This is a genomic window from Methylobacterium sp. SyP6R (assembly GCF_019216885.1).
GTDB lineage: Bacteria > Pseudomonadota > Alphaproteobacteria > Rhizobiales > Beijerinckiaceae > Methylobacterium.
Genome location: NZ_JAAQRC020000001.1, coordinates 6,029,041 through 6,048,009, shown reverse-complemented (window position 1 = coordinate 6,048,009; position 18,969 = coordinate 6,029,041). Strand labels below are relative to the sequence as shown.

At 71.7% G+C, this 18,969-nt stretch carries 18 protein-coding genes; 4 read left to right on the top strand and 14 right to left on the bottom strand.

Going from position 1 to position 18,969, the window contains the following annotated elements:
- The first annotated feature begins 44 nt into the window (after positions 1-44).
- Entirely contained in the window at positions 45-596 is a 552-nt protein-coding gene (locus tag HBB12_RS27790) for a GNAT family N-acetyltransferase (protein ID WP_236992323.1), read from the top strand.
- Here the strand turns inward: HBB12_RS27790 and HBB12_RS27785 are convergent.
- The 8 genes from HBB12_RS27785 to HBB12_RS27750 form a co-directional block, all read right to left on the bottom strand.
- Positions 583-1,437, bottom strand: coding sequence for a PCC domain-containing protein (locus HBB12_RS27785; protein WP_236992322.1), 855 nt, complete (start codon positions 1,435-1,437; stop codon positions 583-585). The genes HBB12_RS27790 and HBB12_RS27785 overlap by 14 nt on opposite strands.
- Positions 1,438-1,440: 3 nt before the next feature.
- The gene (locus tag HBB12_RS27780) at positions 1,441-3,033 is read right to left on the bottom strand and encodes an acyl-CoA synthetase (protein ID WP_236992922.1); all 1,593 of its coding nucleotides are present in this window, start codon (positions 3,031-3,033) and stop codon (positions 1,441-1,443) included.
- Between the two features lie 145 nt (positions 3,034-3,178).
- Positions 3,179-3,784, bottom strand: a complete 606-nt coding sequence (locus HBB12_RS27775) for a GNAT family N-acetyltransferase (RefSeq protein WP_236992321.1) — start codon at positions 3,782-3,784, stop codon at positions 3,179-3,181.
- Positions 3,784-6,129, bottom strand: a complete 2,346-nt coding sequence (locus HBB12_RS27770) for an Orn/Lys/Arg family decarboxylase (RefSeq protein WP_236992320.1) — start codon at positions 6,127-6,129, stop codon at positions 3,784-3,786. Before HBB12_RS27770 ends, HBB12_RS27775 begins: the two co-directional genes overlap by 1 nt.
- A gap of 86 nt (positions 6,130-6,215) precedes the next feature.
- Positions 6,216-6,845, bottom strand: a complete 630-nt coding sequence (locus tag HBB12_RS27765) for an SGNH/GDSL hydrolase family protein (protein ID WP_236992319.1) — start codon at positions 6,843-6,845, stop codon at positions 6,216-6,218.
- 301 nt (positions 6,846-7,146) lie between these two features.
- Positions 7,147-8,460, bottom strand: coding sequence for a thymidine phosphorylase (gene deoA, locus HBB12_RS27760; protein ID WP_236992318.1), 1,314 nt, complete (start codon positions 8,458-8,460; stop codon positions 7,147-7,149).
- A 231-nt stretch (positions 8,461-8,691) separates the two neighbouring features.
- Positions 8,692-9,528, bottom strand: coding sequence for a purine-nucleoside phosphorylase (locus HBB12_RS27755; RefSeq protein ID WP_236992317.1), 837 nt, complete (start codon positions 9,526-9,528; stop codon positions 8,692-8,694).
- Positions 9,525-9,923, bottom strand: coding sequence for a cytidine deaminase (locus HBB12_RS27750; RefSeq protein ID WP_236992316.1), 399 nt, complete (start codon positions 9,921-9,923; stop codon positions 9,525-9,527). Before HBB12_RS27750 ends, HBB12_RS27755 begins: the two co-directional genes overlap by 4 nt.
- Before the next feature lie 127 nt (positions 9,924-10,050).
- On the opposite strand from HBB12_RS27750, the gene HBB12_RS27745 reads away from it, so the two are divergent.
- Positions 10,051-10,272, top strand: coding sequence for a DUF2093 domain-containing protein (locus HBB12_RS27745; RefSeq protein WP_236992315.1), 222 nt, complete (start codon positions 10,051-10,053; stop codon positions 10,270-10,272).
- On the opposite strand, the gene lpxK is transcribed toward HBB12_RS27745, so the two are convergent.
- The 4 genes from lpxK to HBB12_RS27725 all read right to left on the bottom strand — a co-directional run bounded on the left by lpxK (position 10,258) and on the right by HBB12_RS27725 (position 13,846).
- Positions 10,258-11,229: a tetraacyldisaccharide 4'-kinase gene (lpxK, locus tag HBB12_RS27740; RefSeq protein WP_236992921.1), complete on the bottom strand. Its 972-nt coding sequence runs from the start codon at positions 11,227-11,229 to the stop codon at positions 10,258-10,260. The genes HBB12_RS27745 and lpxK overlap by 15 nt on opposite strands.
- Positions 11,229-12,533 (bottom strand): 3-deoxy-D-manno-octulosonic acid transferase, encoded by a 1,305-nt coding sequence (locus HBB12_RS27735; RefSeq protein WP_236992314.1) that lies wholly within the window; start codon positions 12,531-12,533, stop codon positions 11,229-11,231. Before HBB12_RS27735 ends, lpxK begins: the two co-directional genes overlap by 1 nt.
- Positions 12,530-13,261, bottom strand: a complete 732-nt coding sequence (locus HBB12_RS27730) for a lysophospholipid acyltransferase family protein (RefSeq protein WP_236992313.1) — start codon at positions 13,259-13,261, stop codon at positions 12,530-12,532. The genes HBB12_RS27735 and HBB12_RS27730 overlap by 4 nt, the downstream gene beginning before the upstream one ends.
- A gap of 360 nt (positions 13,262-13,621) precedes the next feature.
- Entirely contained in the window at positions 13,622-13,846 is a 225-nt protein-coding gene (locus HBB12_RS27725) for a hypothetical protein (RefSeq protein WP_236992312.1), read from the bottom strand.
- A 195-nt stretch (positions 13,847-14,041) separates the two neighbouring features.
- Here HBB12_RS27725 and mbfA point away from each other — a divergent pair, with 195 nt between their 5' ends.
- Entirely contained in the window at positions 14,042-15,010 is a 969-nt protein-coding gene (mbfA, locus tag HBB12_RS27720) for an iron exporter MbfA (RefSeq protein ID WP_236992311.1), read from the top strand.
- A gap of 131 nt (positions 15,011-15,141) precedes the next feature.
- Positions 15,142-16,485 carry a glycolate oxidase subunit GlcF gene (gene glcF / locus HBB12_RS27715; RefSeq protein ID WP_236992310.1) on the top strand — a complete coding sequence of 448 codons (1,344 nt, stop codon included), beginning with the start codon at positions 15,142-15,144 and terminating at the stop codon, positions 16,483-16,485.
- Between the two features lie 124 nt (positions 16,486-16,609).
- Here the strand turns inward: glcF and HBB12_RS27710 are convergent, their stop codons facing one another.
- Positions 16,610-17,995: a TAXI family TRAP transporter solute-binding subunit gene (locus HBB12_RS27710; protein WP_236992309.1), complete on the bottom strand. Its 1,386-nt coding sequence runs from the start codon at positions 17,993-17,995 to the stop codon at positions 16,610-16,612.
- 14 nt (positions 17,996-18,009) lie between these two features.
- Positions 18,010-18,936, bottom strand: coding sequence for a DMT family transporter (locus HBB12_RS27705; protein WP_236992308.1), 927 nt, complete (start codon positions 18,934-18,936; stop codon positions 18,010-18,012).
- Between the last annotated feature and the right edge of the window lie 33 nt (positions 18,937-18,969).

The following is an 18,969-nucleotide window of genomic DNA, read 5'->3' as shown; positions in this document are numbered from 1 at the left end:
GCGCCACCCATTTCCCAAAGGGAAATCCCTGCTACGCTGCCGCGATGACCGGCGCTCCTCCCACCCTCGACACCCCCCGCCTCCATCTGCGGCTCGTCGCCCTCGAGGACGCGGAGGCGACCAGCGCCCTGATGACCCCGGCGGTGAGCCGGTGGCTCGCCTTCTGGCCGCTCCCCTTCACCGTCGCGATGGCGCGGGAGCGGATCGCCCTGGCGCGCGACCTCGCCGAGGCCGGACAGGGGCTCTCCCTCGCGGTGACCGCCCGCGACACCGGCGAATTCCTCGGCTGGATCATGTTGCACCGGACCCGCGAGGATCCGAAAACCGCCACCTTCGGGTACTGGCTCGGCGAGGCGCATCAGCGCCGGGGCTACCTGCGCGAGGCGGCGACGGCCCTGCTCCCGGTCGCCGCCGCGTGGCTCGACGTCGACCGGATCGAGGCCAGTGCCCAGCCGGAGAATGCGGGTTCGTTCGCGGTGATGCGGGCCTGCGGCCTGGTCTTCCGGCGCGAGGAGGTGATCCACGCGCCGGCGCGGGGCCGCGACGAACTCGTGCACGTCTACGGCGTCGAGCGTGAGAGCCTCACTCCGGCGTGAGGGTGAGCTCGACGGTGATGCAGGCGGGGTTGGTGCCTCGCTTCAAGACACCCTCGTGGATGTCCCCCGCCACATCCACCACCGCGATGTCGAGATGCGCGACCAGGCCGCCCTCCGGCCCCGGCCGCACGGCGCCGTCGCGGATCAGCACCTCGCTGGCGATCGTCGGGATCACCCGCCCGTCGGCGAAGGCCGGCCGCACGATGCTGCCGATGCCGCGGACCCGTGCCGCCGTCAGGCGATGCGCCCGGGCCGCCGCCTCGATCGCCGCGTGAATCTCCTCGTTCGGCTGGATCTTGAGCAGCAGGCAGCCCGTCCCGCCGGAAGCCAGGGGCGCCGGGGTGAACAGCGAGAAGTTGGTCTCGGCATCCGGCTCGACCCGCCAGGCTGCGCCCGCCGTACCCCAGGCCTCGGCCCGGACGGGTCGCGCCACCACCACCTCCGCCGGCAGCAGGTGGCCGGCCCGGCGGCGTCCGTCGGGCTCGATCCAGGTGCCGTGGACGTGCAGGAAGGACGCACCGTCGCGCTCGCCGAAGGTGGCGCTCGCCCGCTCCAGCCGCGTCTCGCCCGCCGGCCGGTAGGTCTCGCTGTAATAGGCGGCGAAACGCGGATCGGCGGAGAGGGCCGGCATCACGTAGGCGAAGGGCGAGAAGCTCCCGCCCGTGAGATGCACCACGCCGCCCCGCATGCCGGCGAGCGGCCCGGCGACGGCGTCGAGCAGCGTGCGTCCCGGCGTGAGATCGAAGGCCCGGTGGAGGAGGGGACCCGTGGCGGCAAGCCAGCGCTCCGGTCGCTCCGGTCCGGGCTGGACGAGGGTGGTGAAGGCCGGCGTCGCGCTCACCCTTCAAGCCCTCTCGCCGATGAGGCCCGCCGCCTCCAGCTCTTCCCGCACCATCTTCTTGGTGATCTTGCCGTAGCCGGATTTCGGCAGCGACTCGCGCAGGATGACCCGCCGGGGCAGCTTGTAGCGCGCGACCTTGTCGAACAGGAACGCCATCACGTCGTCCTCGGAGAGCGCCATGCCCTCCCGCGGCACGCAGACCGCGATGCCGATCTCGCCCCAGGTCGGGTCCGGCACGCCGAGCACCGCCGTCTCGGCCACCGCCGGATGGGCCAGGATCTTCTCCTCGATCTCGCGGGGATAGATGTTCGAGCCGCCCGAGATGTACATGTCGGAGGCGCGACCCGTGATGTAGAGGAAGCGATCCGCGTCGAGGGTGCCGAGATCGCCGGTGCGGAACCAGCCGTCGCGAAACGCCTCGGCATTGGCCTTGGGATTCTCCCAGTAGCCGGCGAAGACCGCCGGGCCGCAGACGCAGATCTCGCCGGTCTCGCCCGGCGCGACCTCGCGTCCTTCCGGGTCCTGGATCTGCACCTGCATGCCGGTGCGCTCGAAGCCGCAGGTGCCGATCTTCACGCCTGGGCCGTCCTCGGCCTCGTGCAGGGCCGGCGGCAGCACCGTGATGTTGCCGGTGACCTCGCCGAGGCCGAAATACTGCACGATGACCTTGCCGAGCGTGCGCAACGCCCGCTTCTGGTCCTCGCGGTACATCGGCGCGCCGGCATAGATGATGTATCGCAGCGAGGAATGGTCGTTGGACTCGACCGCCGGGTGCTCGACCATCATCTTCAGGATCGTCGGCACGGTGAACATGTTGGTGACCCGGTGGCGCGCCACCAGGCCCCAGACCTCCGCGGCGTCGAAGCGGTCGGAGCCCGGCAGCACCGAGGTCACCGCGCGGGCGATCTGCGTCACCGCATGCACCCCGGCCCCGTGCGAGAGCGGCGCCACCACCAGGGAGGCATCCGTCTCCGCGCTCGTGCCCGGCATCAGGTCGCAGAGGTGGTTGGTGATCACGAAGGCCATCTGGCCGTGGGTCAGCACCGCGGCCTTCGGCTTGCCGGTGGTGCCGGACGTGTAGAAGAACCAGCACGGGTCGTCGTGCTCGACCGCGACATTGGCCACCGTCTGGCCCGCGCCCTCGTCCAGCAGGGTCTCGTAGGCCTCGCCCTCGGCCGGGCCCTCGCCGATCACGACGATGCGGGCCAGGTCCGGTCGGGCCTCCCGCACGGCGGCGACGTGGTCGGGGTAATCGGCGTGGCACAGGAAGGCGGCCGCGCCCGATTGCTGCGCCATGTAGGCGACATCGCTCGGCATCAACCGGAAATTCGTCGGCACGAACACCGCGCCGAGCCGGAACGCGGCATACATCGTTTCGAGAATGGCGTTGCCGTTGCGGGCATGGACCAACAGGCGGTCGCCCTTGGCGATCCCGCGCTGCCTGAGTGAAGCGGCCAGCGCCGACACCCGGGCGTCGAACTCAGCCCAGTTCCAGCTCCGCCCGCCCCAGATGATGGCCGGCCGATCCGCGTGGCGCGCGGCGGCCTGGGTGAGGGAATGGGCGAGATTCATCACCCGGCGCGACATCGGGGTCATCATCGGGCAACGCTCCGGCTCTGGGTGCTCACGTCGGTTCCTCCCTGGCGGCGGCCGTTCGGCCTGCACGTGGGGAGGAGCTTACGACGCTCGGGGCGGGAAGCGGAAGCGCGGGAGGCGCAGGGCTCGGCCCTGCGCCTCGCTTTCACGCCTCCGGCAACGGGGTCCGCGCACCTTCCGCCACCGCCTCCTGCCGCCAGGTCGAGGGCTGGTCCGACGCCCCGGTGCCGAGCGGGCATTGCACCATCACGCTGTCGGCCCAGCGGCCGTGGCGGTAGGCCACGGCCGGCAGATGACCGACACGCGTGAAGCCGCAAGCCTCGTGCAGGCGCAAGGACGCTTCGTTCTCGGCGTCGATGTAGCCGATCATCTGGCGGTAGCCGCCCGCCGCGCAGGCCTCGATCAGGGCCGGCAGCAGGCGCCGGCCGATGCCGGCATGGAGATGGCCGGCATGGACGTAGATCGAGTGCTTGAGGGTGTAGCGGTAGGCCGGCCGCTTGCGGAACGGCACCGCGTAGGCGTAGCCCGCCACCATCCCGTGGCGCTCGGCCACGAGGTGGGGCAGGCGCTTCGACCGCATGTTCTTGCGCCGGCGCTTGAGGTCGTCCGGCCGGAGCCGGTCTTCCTCGAAGTCGCCGGTATCGCCGACGCCGTGGCGGATGTGGTGCTCGTAGATCTCGATCATCGCCGCGACGTCGGCATCGGTCGACGGGCGGATCACGATCCCGGGCTGCGAAGGCACCGAGTCCATCAGCGGCCCTCGCGCAGCACGTAGGTATAGAAGCGGATGCGCCCATCCGGCTCGACCTGGCGGTAGACGCCCTGGATCTCGGCCTCGAAGCCCGGGAACAGGTTGGCGGCGGCCTCGAACATCTTGAAGTAGTCGAGCATGGGTTTCGCCCGCTCGTCCAGCCGCTCGCCCGGCAGCACCGTGCCGATGCCCGGCGGGTAGACCAGCATCAGGGTGGTGGCGACACGTCCTTCGGCCTCGGCGATCGGTACGAAGTCGACGTTGTTGCGGGTCAGCATCTGCGCCGCGGATTTCGGCGGCATCACCATCTCGGGCAGGTGCTCGGGCATGAACTGCTTGCGCTGGAGCCCCGAGGTGCCGGCCTGGCGATGGAAGGCGTGGTAATCGGCGCAGAGGTCGCGCAGGCGCACGCCGCCATAGCGTTGCGGCCGGCGCCGGACGAATTCCGGCATCGCCTCTTCGAGCAGCACGTTGTCGTCGTGCAGGCGCTTGAACGCCACCAGGCCCGAGATCAGCGTGCCGGCCTTCGACGATTCGACGCCCGGTGTCAGCAGGAAGAGCAGCGAGTTGAGGTCGTTCTTCTCCGGGACGATGCGGTTCTCGCGCAGGTACTGGGCGACGATCGGGGCCGGCACGCCGTGCTCGGTATATTCACCCGTCCGACGGTCGAAGCCGGGGGTGAGCACCGTCAGCTTGTTCGGATCGGTGATGGCATAGCCCGGCGCGACATGGGTGAAGCCGTGCCAGCCGGCCCCGGGCTTCAGCTCCCAGTGGCGCGCGTCGGAGGCGAGCTCGTCGGTCGGCAGGCTCTCCCACGGCACCTCGGCGCCGCCCGCGCCCGTCGCCAGGTCGGGCACGAAGGGATCGAAGAACCAGCGGCGCTTGGGGTCGCGCTCGTTCTCCTCGAATTCCTTGCGGATCGCCCGCACCTTCTTGCGCCACTCGATGCCCAGCCGGATCGTATCGTCCCACAGGATCATGCCGGATCGCCCCTTCATCATCTGGGCGCCGACGTCGAGGGAGGCGAAGAGGGGGTAGAACGGCGAGGTCGAGGCGTGGACGAGGAAGCTTTCGTTCAGCCGCCGATGCTCCACCCGCCTCGTCTGGCCGCGGATGTGGCCGTCCTTGGTGTGGATCTGCGAGGCCTGGGAGAAGCTCGCGAGCTGCTTGTGGGTCGATTGCGTGGCGATGATGCCGGGCGAGGTCTCGTCCAGCCCCGTCAGCCCCATGGCGTAGCGGCCCTGGAACAGCGGATGGAACTTCATGAAGCCGGCCCAGGCCTCGTCGAACAGGATGTAGTCGCAGAGGTGCCCGATCCTGGCGACGATCTCGCGGGCGTCGTAGATCGTGCCGTCATAGGTGCATTGCTCGATGACCGCGACGCGGAACGGCCGCTCGCGCCGCCAGGCCTCCTTGTCCTTGACCAGCGGGTTGTCGCGGATCTTCCGGCGGATCTTGTCCTCGTCCAGCGCCTCGTGGAAGATCGGGCCGATCAGCCCGTAGGCGTTGCGGTCGGTCTCCAGGAAGATCGGGATGCCGCCGCCGAGGAACAGCGCGCCGTGATGCGCCGCCTTGTGGTTGTTGCGGTCGAACAGAACCAGATCGTCCTCGGCCACCAGCGAGGACAGCACGATCTTGTTCGAGGCCGAGGTGCCGTTGAGCACGAAGTAGGTCTTTTCGGCCCCGAAGATCTGGGCCGCCTCCTTCTGCGCCTTGAGCGCCGGGCCCTCGTGGGTCAGGAGGTCGCCGAGATCGAGGACCGAGTTGTCGAGGTCGTCGCGAAAGATCGCCTCGCCCAGATGCTCGACGAAGATGCGGCCGATCGGCGAGCGGTTGTAGAAGATGCCGCCGTTGTGGCCGGGGCAGGTCCAGAGCTGGTTGCCCTTCTCGGCGTAATCGACCAGCGCCCCGAAGAACGGGGTCTTCAGGGTCTCGGCATATTGCGTCACCCGGCTGACGAGGCCGCGGGCGATGAATTCGGGGGTTTCCTCGGCGAGGAAGATGTAGCCGTCGATGAAGTCGAGCAGCTCGACGGGGATGTCCTCCAGGCGCTTGCGCCGGACCATGATGACGATCGGCATCTCGAGGCCGCGCTTGCGCATCATGTCGATGAGCGCCGCCGCCTTGCCGTCGAGGCCGCGCTTGCCCCAATCCACCACCAGGCAGCCGACCGCCGCATCGGTCTGTACCGCGATCGCCGCGTCCTCGACGCGCCGGGCCCGCACCACCTCGAAGCCGCGATGCTCGACCGCCGCCACGATCTGGTTGACGCGCACGCCCTCCAGGTCGTCCGGATCGAAGGCCGGCGTGCACATCAGCACGGTGAAGCGGCGGTGGAAATCCATCGGGCTTGGTCCTGTCCTTTGGGAATGGCGTGCGTGTCGGCCGCGCTCGTGACGTTCCGATGACAGTCGCGGGGCCGGCGACCGAATTAGCCGGGACGCGGCAGGCAAGGACGCACAAGGGACGCGAGGGCGGCGCCGAGCGCGGCGTATCCGCGGGGATTGAGATGGAGCCGGTCGGCCTCCAGGCTAGTGGCCGGATCGGGACCAAGCGCCGCGTCGCAGGCGAGGAGGGCCAGGGCGTCGATTCGGGCCAACTCGCCGATCGCGGCGTTGAGCGCGAGACGGCCGGCCTCGCTCCGCCCGAAGGAGGGCTCGCGCCACGGCACGGTGGCGAGCACGATCAACGGCGGGGCCCAGGCGGCCCTCAGGAGCACCACCAGGGCACCGAGCCCGGCAACGATGGCCTCAGGGGAAACGCCATCCGCGAAGCTGTTGGTGCCGACCATCACCACCGCGAGGCGGGGTCTGATCGCGAAGGCCGCCATCGCGGCGAGGCGCCAGCGTGTGGTCTGCACCCGGTCGCCGGGCAGGCCGAGATTGAGCGTGGGGTGGCCGGTGGCCCAATCGAGATCCCGCCCGGGCCAGCCGGCGGCGAGCGAGTCGCCGAGGATCACCGCCTCCGGCGCCGGTCCGGCGGCGAGGCGCGCCATCAGGGCGCGGTGGCGGCGCAGGCCGGAGGCCTTGGCCGGCGGGGCAGGGGGGCGGGCGTCGCTCACCCGATGTGTTCAGGGCTGGCCGGGGAAACCGAGACGCGCGGGCGTCTTCCTCTCCCCGCGGGCGGGGAGAGGGCTGCGTCCCCGTTCAGGGGATGCAGCGAGCCCGAAGGGCGGGGGTGAGGGGGTGGTTCCGGATGAGACTCCTCCGGAACCACCCCCTCACCCCCGCTTCGGCTGCGCCTTCGCTTGCCGTGTTCCCTGGACAGGAACACGGCCCTCTCCCCGCCCGCGGGGAGAGGAGAAATTCCCGCGCTCCTCCTTTGCCCGCACCGCCCCACGACTCGTGCGCCTGAGTGCCCCATCACCCGATCCGCTCCAAGACGACATCTCGCTCCGCCACCGCCTCCGGGCCGATCCGGTACGCCGCCACGATGTCGGCCGCGGCCCGCTCGGCCTCCGCCTCGCTGCGGGCCTGCACCATCGCCAGCGGCCGGTCCGGCCCGACCTCGGCACCGACCGGGGCGAGATCGGTGACGCCCACCGCGTGGTCGATCCGGTCCTCCGGGCGGGTGCGGCCGCCGCCCAGCCCGATCACCGCGACGCCGATCGCCCGGGTGGCGATGGCGGCGACCCGGCCTCCCTGGGGCGGCACGACCGGGCGGATCACGGGGGCGGCCGGCAGGTGGCGCTCCGGGTGCGCCACGAGGTCGGCAGGGCCGCCGAGCGCCGCCACCATCCGCGAAAAGGTCTCGGCGGCGCGGCCCGACGCCAGGGCCTCCTCCAGGCGCGCCGTCGCCTCGGCCGTGTCGGGGCTCAGGCCCCCGAGGACCAGCATCTCGGCGCCGAGCGCCAGGGTCACGGCGTGGAAGCGCGGCTCGCGCCGGCGGCCCGTCAGATAGTCGATGGCATAAGCCACCTCGGCGGCATTGCCGGCGACGGAGGCGAGCGGCTGGTCCATGTCGGTGAGGAGGGCGCGGGTCGGCAGGCCGGCGCCGTTCGCCACCGTGACCAGGCTCTCGGCGAGCTCCCGCGCCGCCTCGGTGCTCGCCATGAATGCGCCGGACCCCGCCTTGACGTCCATCACGAGTCCCTGGAGACCGGCGGCGAGCTTCTTGGCCAGGATCGAGGCGGTGATCAGGTCGAGGGATTCGACCGTGCCGGTGACGTCGCGGATGGCGTATAGCCGCCGGTCGGCGGGGGCGAGGTCCGGGGTCTGGCCGATCACCGCGCAGCCGACCTCGCGGGTGACGCGCCGGAACAGGTCCACCTCCGGCTGCGAGACGTAGCCCGGGATGCTGTCGAGCTTGTCGAGGGTGCCGCCGGTATGGCCGAGGCCGCGGCCCGCGATCATCGGCACGAAGCCGCCGCAGGAAGCCACCATCGGGGCGAGGGGGAGGCTCACCGTGTCGCCGACGCCGCCGGTCGAATGCTTGTCGACCACCGGACCGGGCAGGTCCCAGGTCAGCACCGTGCCCGAGCGCATCATCGCCCGGGTCAGCGCCACCCGCTCCGGCAGCGACAGGCCGCGGAAGAACACCGCCATGGCGAAGGCCGCCGCCTGCCCCTCGGTGACGCGATTCGCGGTCAGGCCGGCGATGAAGGCCTCGATGGCGTCCGGCGGCAGTGCGTGGCCGTCGCGCTTGAGGCGGATCAGTTCCTGCGGCAGCAGCGTCATGAGGCGGTCCCGGGGAGAGAGAGCAGAGCGTGTCCGGTCGGCGGAGACAGTGGCGCGGGTCCCTGTCCTGTCCCGCCCACGACCTCATCCTGAGGTGCGACCAACGGGAGCCTCGAAGGAGGGCTCCAGAAGTCTCGGCGGTTCCTGGAGCCCTCCTTCGAGGTCAGTCCATCTCCGATGGACTGACACCTCAGGATGAGGTCGTGGGCGGGAAGGGATTTCTCATCGACGTCAGGACGACATCTGGAAGTCGCCGGAGAGCAGCGCCGTCACCAGCCGCCCGACATCCTCCGCGGCTTGCGCCGCCACCCGCTTGGTCTCGGCGTGATGCGGGGCGCCGGCTTCGAAACCCGCGGCGTAGTTCGTGACGAGCGAGAGTGCCGCGACCCGCAGGCCGTAGAACCGGGCGAGGATCACCTCCGGCACCGTCGACATGCCGACGAGGTCGGCGCCGAGGGTTTTGGCCATCCGGATCTCCGCCGGGGTCTCGAAGCTCGGCCCCGAGAACCATGCATAGACGCCCTCGTGCAGGGGCACCCCGCTCGCCGCAGCGGCGCGGGCGAGCGCCGCCCGAAGCCCGGGATCGTAGGCATCGACCATCGGCACGAAGCGGGCGTCGGAGGGCTCGCCGGTGAGCGGGTTCATCCCCGACAGGTTGATGTGGTCGGTGATGAGCGCGAGGCGGCCGGGACCGGCTTCGGACAGGAGCGAGCCGGCCGCGTTGGTGAGGAGGAGCGGCGGCGCACCGAGCGCCGCCACCACGCCGACCGGCACCCGCATGACCGCGGCATCGCCGTGCTCGTAGGGGTGGGCACGGCCCTGGAACAGCAGCACGCGCCGCCCGCCGAGGCACCCCGCCACCAGCCGCCCGGCATGGCCCGAGACGCCGGAGGCCGGGAAATGCGGGATCTCGCCGTAGGGAATCGCGACCGGGTCCTCGACCCTGTCCGCCAGGGGCCCGAGCCCGGTGCCGGTGACGAGGGCGAGCGCGAAGGGACCGTCGAACCCGCGCGCCCGCAGGAAGGCGGCGGCGTCAGTGACCCGGGGATCGTCGGGCGGGGCGCTCACGCGAGGTTGTCCGGCCCGAACGAGGCGGGCAGCAACTCGTCGAGGGTGAAGGTTCGCCTCACGCCTTGCGGCCCGGCGACGTGGACCGGCGTGTCGGGGGCGGCGAATTCGCGGATGCGCTGGCGGCAGGCGCCGCAGGGGGTGACCAGCGCCTCGCCGTCGCCCAGCACCAGGATCGCCGCGATGCGCCGGCCGCCGCCCGCGATCATCGCCGCGATGGCGCCGGCCTCGGCGCAGGTGCCGACCGGATAGGCGGCGTTCTCGACGTTGCAGCCGGCATGGACCGCGCCGGCCTCGTCGCGGATCGCCGCACCGACGCGGAAGCGCGAATAGGGCGCGTGGGCGCGGGCCTGGGCCGCGCAGGCTGCGGAGAAAAGGGTGTCGGTCGGTTCCATCCTCGTCCCGGTGGCCGCATGACGTCGGGGCCGGATCATGGCTGCCCGAGCGCCCTCCGTCGAGCCCGTCGACAAGCCGCACGGCGCGCCCTACACCCGCATTCTCTGACGCGGAAAGGAAGTTTCGATGCTCGGACGGTTCGAGCGCGGCGGGTCCGGCGAGGCCGTCGTGGAGTATGGCGACAGCAACCTGCGGGTGGTGAAGCCCGGCCGGTTCGTGCGCTGCGCGGTGACCGGGGTCGAGATCCCCCTCGATGCCCTGCGCTACTGGAGCGTCGAGCGCCAGGAGGCCTATGCCGATCCCGACGCCGTGATGGTGCGCCTGCGCCAGACCTCAAAGACCGCGTAGCAGGTCGCGGAAGGCCTCGGGTTCGTCCAAGGCCAGGACCACCGGCAGCGTCGTCACCGGCCGCGCGGCCGGCCAGCGCATCCGGTCCTTCTCGGTGGTGACCAGCAGGAGGTTCTTCGCCGCGGCCTCCGCCGCCAGGGCCTCGGCCTCCGCTGCGGTGAAGGCGTGGTGGTCCGGGAAGGCGCGGGTCTCGCGCAGGTCGGCCCCGATCTCCCGCAGGGTCGCGAAGAACTTTTCGGGCCGGCCGATGCCCGCGAAGGCCAGGACCCGGCGCCCGCGCAGAGCCTCGGCCGCGGCGGGGTCCGCGACGAGCCGGCAGCGCAGGGCCGGCAGGCCGCGCTCCCGCGCCGCGGCCCGCACCCGCGCGCCGGGTTCGCCCTCGCCGATCACCAGGGCGGCGTGGACGTGGCCCCACTGCATCGCGGCCGGCGCCCGCAGCGGGCCCGCCGGAAACACCCGCCCGTTACCGAGGCCGACGGCGCCGTCGAACACCGCGATCGCCAGGTCCTTGGCGAGGCTCGGGTTCTGCAACCCGTCATCCATCACGATCGTGTCGGCGCCGGCCGCCGCACAGGCCCGCGCCCCCGCGACCCGGTCGCGGGCGACGATCGCCGGGGCGGCGCGGGCGAGCAGCAACGGTTCGTCGCCGATCTCGGCCGCTTCGTGCCGTGCGGGATCGACCCGCACCGGGCCTGGCAGGCGCCCGCCATAGCCCCGGCTCAGGAAGACCGGATGCCGGCCGAGATCGCGTAAGCAGGCCGCCACCGCGAGCGCCGTCGGCGTCTTGCCGGCGCCGCCGAGGGTGAAGTTGCCGATGCAGACCACCGGGCAGGGCGCCGCCTCACCCACCCGCGCCATCCGGCGGGCGGCGAGCGCGCCGTAGACGGCGCCGACCGGCGCGAGCAGCCGGGCCGCCGGCGCCGGCTCCTCCCGCCACCAGAAGCCCGGCGCCCGGATCACGAGGCGAACCGGCCGGCGATCTTCAACTGGCAGATGAAGGGCTCGATCGCCGCCATCGCCCGGTCGGTGGCGCCCCCGGCCGCCTCGATCGCGGCAGCCCCCGCCCGGGCCATGGCCCGGCGGGCGTTCGCGTCGGCGAGGAGCTGGCCGATGGCCGCCGTCAGCTCCTGCCCGTCGCGCACGATCCGGGCGCCGCCGGCCCGGTCGAGCGCGCCGTAGACCTGGGCGAAGTTGCGCACATGCGGCCCATACAGGACCGCGGCGCCGAGCCGGGCCGGCTCGATCGGGTTCTGGCCGCCGTGGCGGGCGAGGGATCCGCCGACGAAGACCAGCGGGCAGAGCCGATAGAACAGGCCGAGCTCGCCCACCGTGTCGGCGACGTAGAGATCGACCTTGTCGTGCGGCTGCCCGCCGGTCGCGCGGCGCCCGACCTTGAGGCCCGCCGCCACCGCGTCGGCGGCGATGGCCGGGCCGCGCTCGGGATGGCGCGGCACCACGATGGTGAGGAGGTCGGGATAGCGGCGCTTGAGCGCCCGGTGGGCCGCGGTGGCGGCGGCCTCCTCGCCCGGATGGGTCGAGGCGGCAAGCCAGACCGGCCGCCCGGCCATCACCCCGGCGAGCTGGCGCAGCAGTTCGGGATCGGCGGGCGGCGCGGCGGCATCGAATTTCAGGTTGCCGCCGAGCTCGACCCGGGGGGCGCCGAGCCGCGCGAAGCGCTCGGCTTCGTCTTGCGTCTGCGCGAGGCAGAGCGCGATGCGCGACAGGAGCGCCCGGGCGATGCCCGGGGTGCGCGACCACCCGCGGGCCGAGCGCTCGGACATCCGCCCGTTGACCAGGATCAGCGGCACCTCGCGCTCGTGCAGGGCCAGGATGGTGTTGGGCCAGAGTTCAGATTCGGCGACGAGCGCCAGGTCCGGCCGCCAATGGTCGAGGAAGCGGGCGAGGTAGCGCGGCGCGTCGAGGGGGGCGAACTGGTGGAGGGCGCCGCGGGGCAGCCGCCGCGCCAGCAGGGCCGCCGAGGTCCGGGTGCCGGAGGTGACCAGCACCGTGAAGCCGCGCCGGGTCAGGCGCTCGACGAGGCCGATGAGCGACAACGCCTCGCCGATGCTGGCGCCGTGGGCCCAGACCAGCGGGCCGGCGGGCCGCGGCTTGCCGGGCCGCCCGGTGCGCTCGGGCAGGCGCACCGGGTCCTCCTTGCCGCGCCGGCGGCGCCAGGCGAGCAGGCCCGCGAGCGCCGGCTCCCCGGCGATCAACCCGTAATGGTAGGCGCGCAGCAGCGCCGGCACGTCCTCGCGCCTCATCGGGCCGGCGCCCCTTTTCGGGTATGCACCGGGTCGACCCGGCCGACCTGCGCGAAGGCGCGGGCATGGACGGCGTTGAGGTCGGTCTCGATGCGCAGGCGCGCCGCCTCGACGCCGTCCGCGTCGAGGTCGCGGGCGATCGCGATCGGCTCGCCGAAGGCCATCACGCCGCGGCCGAAGGGCAGGCCGAGGCTCGCCCGGTCCCAACTGTCGAACTGCAGGTAGCGGCTCGTCACCACGGCGGTCGGCACGACGGGGCGGCCGGAGAGCCGCGCCAGCATCACGATGCCCTCGCCGCAGCGCCGCGACACCTTCGGCACGTCGGCGCTGAAGGCGACCGATTCACCGTCTTCCAGCGCCTTGAGGCAGCCGCGCAGGGCCTGGACCCCGCCCTTCGCCCAAACGTCGCTGGCGCGTCGCGCGCCCGAGCCGCGCATGACCCTGACCCCGAAGCGCTCGAGCACCGCGGTGTTCACACCGCCATCGACGGAGCGCGACACCATGGTGGCGACCCGGTCCTGCGGCCGGCGGACGAACGGCACCATGAGGTGCTGGCCGTGCCACATGGCGGCGATGAAGGGCCGCAGCGGCGTCAGCCACTCGTAGGCGTCGGGCGGATCGAGGCTGAAGCGGTTCGTGCGCCGCACCAGCTTCAGGTAGCTCGCGCCGAGGAAGCCGAGGCTCTCCTGGGCCGCCCGGCTGCGGGCGATGCGGGTGACGACGCTCATGCGGGCACTTCTGAAGGGGGACGCTTCGGGAGGACGCGGCGACTCGGGCGCGGGCCGGGCCCGCGCGCGAATCCGGGCGCCGTCATGCTCCGTTCGGGGCGGCGAGGCAACCGGCGGCCGCAGGGCGGGGCCTGACGTTGGGTGCGGCACCGCACCTGCGACGGGTTGGGCGTTGATCCCAGCATGGTGGGGTGGCGTCGCCTTCAATCCGATCGCTATGTGCCGAGTCGATCGCCATTCAGGCGAGGGAGCCGCGATGCACATGGATCACGAACCGACCGCCGACGGTACGGTACAGGGTCGTGTCTTTCCATGTCGACGCCAGTGGAGCGGGCGATGTTCTCCCGAATTCGGTGCATCTCAAGGAAGGAAGAGCTTAGCCACCGCAACGGTACCGCCGATGAGCGCCGCTGTTGCCGCGGCGGTAGCGGCAACGATCTGCCAGGGAGCAAGCACCCGGTCACGTTCCAGCTTCGCCGCCTCGGCCATCAGCTTGCGCTGCTCGGCAATGAACTTCTGCGTTTCTTCGTTCGAGCGGATGACCCGTGCGACCTGCTCGGCAATGTCGAGAGAGGCGTCGGCCATCGGGAATGTCCCTCGATCCGGGCTTGGGGCTACCCGCGGTCACCTCCGCAAGGTGCAGACGGCTGGGGCGATGGTCAAGGGTTGCCGACCGCCTCCCGCGCGATGTGGCGGGCGCCTCATCCTGGTTGCAAACCGACTTGTTTGGAATGGCTCCAATCTATATAGATTGGAGCCATTCCAAACAGGAGCGCGTCCATGAAAGCCCTGACCGATCTCACCGAGCGCGAGGTGCTGGCGCTCGCCATCGCCAGCGAGGAGGAGGATTCCCGCATCTACCGCAGCTTCGCCGAGAGTCTGCGGGCCGACCTGCCGGGTTCCGCCGGCCTGTTCGAGGCGATGGCCGACGAGGAGAGGGGCCATCGCGACGACCTCTATGCGGCCTATCGCGAGCGCTTCGGCGAGCACCTGCCGCCGCTGCGGCGGGAGGACATGCGCGGCTTTCCCCGCCGCCGCGCCTTCTGGTGGCAGGGTCTCGATGCCGGGCGGATGCGCAGGGAGGCGGAGGCGATGGAGGCGCAGGCCGCCGGCTTCTACGAGCAGGCGGCCACGCTCACCCGCGACCTCGGGGTACGCCAGCTCTTCGTTCGGCTGGCCGAGATCGAGCGCGGCCACGGCCGCCGGGCCGAGGCGCTGTCGGCCGAGCAGGAGAGCGGCGACGCCGCCGCCGAGGAGGCCCGGGCCGCCCACCGGCTGTTCGTGCTGCGCTACGTGCAGCCGGGCCTCGCCGGGTTGATCGACGGCTCGGTCTCGACGCTCGCGCCGCTCTTTGCCGCCGCCTTCGCCACCCACAACAACTGGCAGACCTTTCTGGTCGGCCTCGCCGCCTCGATCGGCGCCGGGATCAGCATGGGCTTCACCGAGGCCCTGTCGGATGACGGCAGCATCACCGGGCGGGGCTCGCCCTGGCTGCGCGGCCTCGTCTGCGGGGTGATGACGACGGTGGGGGGCCTGGGCCATACGCTGCCCTACCTGGTACCGGATTCCTGGGCGAATGCGTTTACCATCGCGACGGTGCTGGCGGCCCTGGTGGTGATCGTGGAACTCTGCGCCATCTCGGCCATCCGCACCCGCTACATGGAGACGCCGTTCTGGCGCGCCGCCCTCCAGGTGGTGCTCGGCGGCGTGCTGGTGCTGCTCGCCGGCGTCGCGATCGGGAGCGCCTGACGGGTCCTCGTGCGGCACCGTGCGCGGGGGGCGGCCCCGAAAGCCGCTCCCGCCACCTTGAAAATGGTCTAGAAACGGGATGCGGAGGCACCGCAGAAACGCCCTCCAAAAAATCGTCCCGAGGAACCGCCGTGCAGACCAGCTTCACCCCCGCGCAGCTCGCCGACCCGGCCATGGCGGCCTCGGAGAAGATCCTGCGCACCTGCGTGCATTGCGGCTTCTGCACCGCCACCTGCCCGACCTACCTGCTGCTCGGCGACGAGCTCGATTCGCCGCGCGGGCGCATCTACCTGATCAAGGACATGCTGGAAGGGGGCAAACCGGCGAGCCCCGAGGTGGTCAAGCACGTCGATCGCTGCCTGTCCTGCCTGTCCTGCATGACCACCTGCCCGTCGGGCGTGCATTACATGCACCTCGTCGACCATGCCCGCGCGCATATCGAAAGAACCTATTCCCGCCCGGCGGAGGACCGGTTCCTCCGGGCGGTACTGGCCCGGGTGCTCCCCTATCCGAACCGCTTCCGCCTGGCGCTGCTCGGCGCCACGCTCGGCCGGCCGTTCCGGGGAATCGCCGCGAAGATGCCGAAGGTCGGCAACCGGCTCGCCGCGATGCTCGACCTCGCCCCCGATGCGCTGCCGACCCGCTCGGCCCACGACAGGCCCGGCCGCTTCCCGGCCGCCGGCCCGCGCCGGGGCCGGGTGGCGCTCCTGCGCGGCTGCGCCCAGAGCGTGCTGCGCCCGGATTTTAACGAGGCGGCGATCCGGCTCCTGAACCGCCACGGCGTGGAGGTGGTGCAGGCGAAGGGAGAGGGCTGCTGCGGCGCGCTCACCCACCATATGGGCCACGAGGACTCGTCGCACGCGCTCGCCAAGCGCACGATCGACGCCTGGATCGCCGAGATGGACGGCGAGGGGCTGGATGCCATCGTGGTCACGGCCTCGGGCTGCGGGACCACGATCAAGGATTACGGCTTCATGTTCCGCGACGACCCGGCCTATGCGGCGAAGGCCGCCCGGGTGGCGGGGATCGCCCGCGACGTCACCGAATACGTGACGAGCCTCGGCCTGTCGGAGCCGGTGGTCGAGACCGACCTCGTCGTCGCCTACCATTCCGCCTGCTCGATGCAGCACGGGCAAGGATTGCGCACCGAGCCGAAGGCGCTGCTGGCGCGGGCCGGCTTCACCGTGAAGGACGTGCCGGAGGGCCATATCTGCTGCGGCTCGGCCGGCACCTACAACATCCTGCAACCGGAGCTGGCCGCGCACCTGCGCACCCGCAAGGTCGCCAATATCGAGCGGGTCCGGCCCGACGTGATCGCCACCGGCAATATCGGCTGCGCCACCCAGATCGGGAAAGGCACGGAGATTCCGATCGTCCACACGGTCGAACTCCTCGACTGGGCGACGGGGGGACCGCGCCCGGCGGCACTCGACGGGCTGGCGGACAAGCGGCCGGCCTTGGCGGCGGCGGAGTAGGGCGACGGGGACTGTCCGAAACAGGATGAGGCGCGGGCCTCCCCGCGAGCGGGGAGAGGGGAGGCCCGCGCCTCATCATCTTGCCGAACGCTGACGCAAACAGCCCTGCGGCGGTCATCCGCACTCAGGATGCTGACGGCGTCGCATCCTCCTTCTCCTCCGCCACGCCCCGGCAATCCGCCACTGTCGCCCGCGCCGTCTCGATGGCGATCGACACCGCGGCGAGCGTCCGGGCATCCAGATCCCGCCGGCGGATGTCGCGAACGACCTCGATGGCGAGCTTGTCGATCTCGACCGCGAGGCGGGCGATCGCGTCCGGGTCGCGCAGGGAGCGGGCTTGGTCGGTGATGTCGAGGAGCCGGTCGGTCACCTCGTCGATCCGCTCGCGCCGCAGGCTCGCGAGGCGCTGGCGCAGCCAGGCGACCGCCGAGGCGAGGCCGCCGCCCAAAGCCGCGAGCAGGTAGAGCGTGTCGCCGTAGCGCTCGACGAAGCCGTGCTGCTCGCGCTCGAAATAGTCGATCGCGCCGGGATGGATCGGGATGCGGGCGCTCGTCGCCGCCACCGTGGTCTCGTAGGACGGCGCCTGGACGTATTCCGCCGCGTCGGTCTCCTCGGCGGCGGCGGTGCGCCTCTCGAACAGGTGCTGGGTCACGTCCGCCGCGACGGCGCGGCTCATCGAGGCGCGGGCCATCAGCCGGTAGGAGGCGCCGACGGTCTTCACGTCTTCCTCCGGCAGCTTGGGCCGGCCGCCGAACAGGCCGGCCGGCACGGTGACCGCCTGGAGGCGGGGAAAGCGCTCGATCACCGCGTCGCTGTCCGGCACGTCGACGAAGTCGAGCTTGCCGTTGCGGCTTATGCCCCGCACCGCCTCGATCATCGCCCGCGCCTTCGGGGCGGAGGCCGCGATGATGCTGACATAGGCATCGATGCGCTTGTCGCGGATCGCCGCCGCCGCCTCCGTCCCGTCGATGGCGACGAGGCGGACCGCGTTCCCCGGGACAGGCACGGTCGCCGGGACGGTCTCGGTCTCGAGCAGCAGGTTGTAATAGGCGAGGATGTTCTTGAGCAGCCAGAAATCGGCGCTCTTGTGGGCCGCGATGCCGAGGCGTTTCCCCGCGAGCTTCGGGAAGCCCGTGATGCCGGAGGCATCCGGCGAGACGATCAGCATCGCCTGGTCGCGCAGGATGGCGAGCGTCAGGCCGTTCTTCGGCAGGAGCACGTCGGGCCGCACCACCGCGAGGTCGGCCCGGCCGTCCTGAAGCGCCGCCGCGCTCTCGCGGACGTCGTCGAAGGACAGGACCTTGAGCCGGATATTGGCACGGTCCGCAGCGAGAGCGTCGGCATAGGCCTTGATCAGGGCCGGCTCGGTCCCGTCCCGCGGGGCGACCGCGATGGTGAGCGTCGTCGCCTGGCTGAGGTAGAGCGCGACCCCGATGCCCGCGGCGAGCGCCGCCACGATCAGGGCCGCGAGGGTCTCGCGCCGCAGGACCCAGTCCGGGAGGGTGGGCATCGGCGCGGTTCCGGTCAGAACACCGAGATCAGCACGATCCCGCCGACCATCAGGGCGGCGCCGAGAAGCCGCGGCGGCCCGGCCTTGACCTGGCGCATGCCGAGCCAGCCGAAATGGTCGAGCGCCACCGAGGTCAGGAGGTTGGCGGTGATGAGGAGCCCGTTCAGCGCCCCGGCCCCGACCTTGTCGACGAAGAGGAGACCGGCGAACACCGCGACCGCCCCGGTGATGCCGGCGAGCGGCATCCACCAGCGCACGCCCGCCAGATCCTTGCGGGTCGGCAGAGGCGTGGGTCTCAGCAGGAACATCAGCGCGAAGGCGAAGACCACCGGCACGAACGACACCGTGGCGGCGAGCCACGGGTTCACCAGTGCCCCGCGCAGCTGCGAGTTCCACACCACGCCGATCGCCATCAGGGCGCCGGCCGCCAGGATGAACGGGTAGAGCAGCTTGCCGCTCATGCCGTGGCTCTCGCCCTCGTCCTTCTTGCCCGCGGTCTTGGCGATGAACACCACGCCGGCCGCCATCATGAGGCCGCCGAGCCAGGGCAGCGGCTTGAAGCCGGCGGCCTGGAGCCCGAACAGCCCGAAGGCATCGAGGGCGAGCGAGGTGATGATGTTGGCGGTCAAGGTCAGGCCGTTGAACGGCCCGGCCCCGACCTTGTCGATGAAGGCGAGCCCGCCGAACACCGCGACCGCGCCGGCCAGCCCCCCGAGGGGGGCGTACCAGGGCATCTTCTCCAGGGTCTCGAGGCTCGGCAGCGGCGTCGGCATCACCAGGAACAGGGTGGTGAAGACGAACACGATCGGGAGGAACGACACCGTGGCGGCGAGCCACGGATTGACCATGTGCCCGCGCAGCTGCGCGTTCATCGCGTTGCCGAGCGCCTGCAACGCGCCGGCCACCAGGATGAAGGGATAGAGGAGCGCGGCGATCGACAAGGGGAGAGCCTTCCTGTGCGGGGCCGAGAGGTC